1 protein-coding gene is annotated in these 3,837 nt (G+C 73.7%); it reads right to left on the bottom strand.

Translation table 11 applies throughout. From position 1 onward, the window contains the following. Positions 1-3,818, bottom strand: a 3,818-nt coding sequence (locus tag AAHM41_RS39490; protein WP_342242120.1) for a condensation domain-containing protein, incomplete at its 3' end; no start/stop codon positions are given. Positions 3,819-3,837 lie beyond the last annotated feature (19 nt).

Below are 3,837 nucleotides of genomic sequence, written 5' to 3'. Positions count from 1 at the left end.
TGCACCGCCAGAGCCTGGGCCAGCCGGTTGGTCCGCCGCTCCAGCTCGGCATAGCTCAGCCGCTCGGTGCCGAACACCAGCGCCTCCGCCTCCGGCGTCGCCCGCGCCTGGCGCTCGATCAGCGACAGCACGGTCGGCACGGATTCGTAGGCCACATCCGTCGCGTTCCAGATGGCCAGGCGCTGCCGGTCTTCCGCGGTCGGCAGGGCGATGCTGCCCAGGAGCGCATCAGGCGTCTTGGCGAGGCCCACCAGCAGCGCCTCGAACCGCCGCATCAGCCCTTCGATGCGATCCCGGTCGAAGGCGTCGCGCCGCCAGCCCCAGCCGATCTCGATGTCTCCGCCGGCCTGCACCGTCAGGGTCAGGGCGTAGTTCGTCGTCTCCAGGTTCGAGACCTCGCCGAACCGCAGCCCCCGGCTGTGCAGCCCCCGGCTGTCGCGCTCCCGCAGCGCCTGGTCGACCGGATAGTTCTCGAACACCAGGATCGTGTCGAACAGCGACCGCCCGCCCTGACCCGCCCAGCCCTGGATCTCGTACAACGGCGTGTGCTCGTGCTCGCGCAGCGCCGCGTTCTCCGCCTGCAGCTGCCGCAGCCAGTCCCCGCCCCTCCGCGCCGGGTCCAGCGCCGGCGCCACCGGCAGGGTGTTGATGAACAGCCCCATCATGGCCTCGGCGTCCCGCAGCTCCGCCGGACGCCCCGACACCGTCGCCCCGAACACCACCCGACGCTGCCCCGTGCTCCGCGACAGCAGCAGCGCCCACGCCCCCTGCAGCACCGTGTTCAAGGTCACATGCTCGCGCCGCGCGAAGCTCTTGAGCGCTTCGGTCGCTGTCGCATCCAGCCGCAGCCTGGCGCTGTCGTGCCCTGGCTCGGACGCCGAGGCCGGCACGGCCGCGGCCGGCAGCGCCGCGGCCAGCAGCGTCGGCTCCTCCACACCGGACAGACGGTCCCGCCAGAAGCTTTGATCCGCCGCCTGGTCCCGCCGGGCGAGCCAGGCGATGTAGTCCCGGTACCGGCCTGCCACCGGGGCCGGTGCCGTGCCGTGGTACCGCGTCAGCACCTCGCCGATCAGCCGCGACGTGCTCCAGCCATCCAGCAGCAGGTGGTGGCTGGTCAGGATCAGCCGGTGCCGGTCGGCAGTCGTCCGCACCAAGAGCACCCGCAGCAGCGGCGCCACGGCCAGGTCGAAGCCCCGCGCCCGGTCCGCGGCCGCAAGCTCCGCCAGCGCCTGCTCCAGATCCGGCTTGCCGCGCCAGTCCAGATGCTCCACCGGCGACGGCACCCGCCGGCGCACCAGCTGCAGCGGCTTGTCGCCCTGCCACAGGAAGCCGGTGCGCAGGATGGCGTGGGCCTCCACCGCCGCCTCCCAGGCCCGGCCGAAGCGGCCGGCGTCGAGCCCGTCCACATCCACCCGCACCTGCGTCACATACAGCTCCGGCGCCTGCAGGCTGTGGAACAGCATCCCCTGCTGCATCGGCGACAGCGGATACAGATCCTCCACCTCCGCCGCCGGCACCGGCAGCGCATCCAACTCCGCCTGGCTCAGACCGGCCAGGGGCACGTCCGACGGCGTCAGCCCGCCCGCCCCCGGAGCGCCGCACAGATCGACCAGCGCCGCCAGCTCCGCCGCGAAGGCCTGGGCCAGCTGCTCGATGGTGCCGGCATCGTGCCGGGCGGCGCTGTACAGCCAGGACAGACCCAGCACGCCCTCCGCCACCTGGCCGTTCACCACCAGCTCGGCGCCGAGCGGCGAGCCCTCCGACTGGTCCCGGCCGGCGCTCTCCCGCGCCAGGGCGAACGCCCCCGCCGTCATCCCGTCGAACCGGCCCAGATAGTTGAACGTCACCGCCGGCCAGGGCTGGCCCGACAGTGCGGCCTGCACCTCGGCACTGCCCATGTGGCGCAGCACGCCGTAGCCCAGGCCGCGTTGCGGCACCGCCCGCAGCTGCTCCTTCACCGCCTTCAGCGACGCTTCGAGGTCTTCCGCCGGTGTCAGCCGTACCGGGTACAGGCTGGTGAACCAGCCCACCGTCCGGCTCAGGTCCAGCCCGCCCAGCTCCTCCCGGCCATGGCCTTCCAGCGCCACCAGCGCCGAGCCCTGCCCGCTGTGACGGCACAGCGCCCGCGCCAGCGCCGTCAGCAGCAGGTCCTCCACACCGGCCCGCCACGCCCGCCCCGCCGTCACCAGCCGCTCGGTCAGCGCCGCGTCGAAGCGCTGCCGGTGCTCCACCCGCTCCGTGTCCGCACCCTCCGGACGTGCCACCGGGAAGCCCGACGGGCCGTCCAGCACGCTTTGCCAATAGGGCAGCTCCGCCAGCAGCTCGGGGCTCGAGGCATGGGCCTGCAGGATCCGGCCCCAGGCGCCGAAGCTGCTGCTCGTCTCCGGCAGCACGATGGCCTCTCCGGCCACGGCCTGGCCGTAGGCCGCCTGCAGGTCCTCCAGCAGGATCCGCCAGGACACCCCGTCCACCACCAGGTGATGGATCGCCAGCAGCAGCCGCTGCGTCCCGTCCCAGCGCTCGGCCAGCACCGCCCGCAGCAGCGGGCCTTGCGTCAGGTCCAGGCTGCGCTGGGCCGCCTCCGCCACCTGCGCCGCCTCGTCGGCGACGGCACGAATCCACAGCCACTCCTGCTCCGCCGGCTCGGCATAGGCCTGCGTCCAGGCGCCGTCCTGGCCCTGCACGAAGCGCAGCCGCAGCGCGTCGTGATGCGCCACCACCGCCGCCAGGGCCCGGCCCAGCGCCTCGGCGTCCAGCCGCTGCCGCGGCGCCAGCAGCACCGCCTGGTTCCAGTGGTGCCGCTGCGGGATCTCCGTCCCGAAGAACCAGCGCTGGATCGGCGTCAGCGGCGCCTCGCCCGTCGCCGTCTCCTGCACCACAACCGTCTCGCGACCGGCCACCGCCGCCAGCCCGCGCACCGTCTGATGCTCGAACAGCTGCCGCGGCGTCAGCACCAGGCCCATGCGGCGCGCCCGCGACACCACCTGCAAGGACAGGATCGAATCCCCGCCCAGCTCGAAGAAGTTGTCGTCCCGGCCCACCTGCCGCAGGCCCAACACCTCCGCCCAGATCCCGGCGATCGCACGCTCCGCCTCGCCCTCCGGCGCCGACCGGGTGGTGCTCTCCCATTCCGGCTCCGGCAGCGCCTTCCTGTCCAGCTTGCCGGTCGGCAGCAGCGGCAGCGCCGGCAGCACCATGATCCGCGACGGCACCATGTAGTCCGGCAGCTGGCCCGCCAGATGCGCCTTCAGCCCGGCCTCCAGCCCATCCCCCGCCTCCGGCGCCGCGACATGCGCCACCAGCCGCCGGCCGCCCGGCGACGACACCGCCGACACCACCGCGCCGCGCACAGCCGGATGCGACAAGAGCCGCGCCTCGACCTCCCCCGGCTCGATCCGGTAGCCCCGGATCTTCACCTGGTGGTCGGCCCGGCCGAGATACTCGACCGCCCCGTCCGCACGCCACCGCACCACGTCCCCGGTCCGGTACATCCGGCCCCCCGGCCCGCCATACGGGTCCGGCACGAAGCGCTCCGCCGTCAGGTCGGCCCGACCGACATAGCCCCGCGCCAGGCCGGAGCCGCCGATGTAGAGCTCGCCCGCCACCCCCACCGGCACCGGCTGCAGCCGACCGTCCAGCACATAGGCCCGGCGATCCCCCACCGGACGACCGATCGGCACATACGCTCCGTCGCACGCCGTCTCCGCATTCCCCTTCCACACCAGCGGCGTCACCACCGCCTCCGTCGGACCGTACCCGTTGATCAAAGCCCGCGGACGCAACGCACGACGCACCCGGTCATACCCCGCCGCAGGCATCGCCTCCCCACCGAAGGAG

The organism is Inquilinus sp. OTU3971 (genome assembly GCF_038440215.1).
The sequence above is the reverse complement of the archived record's forward strand: the minus strand, read 5'-3'. Positions and strand labels throughout refer to the sequence as shown.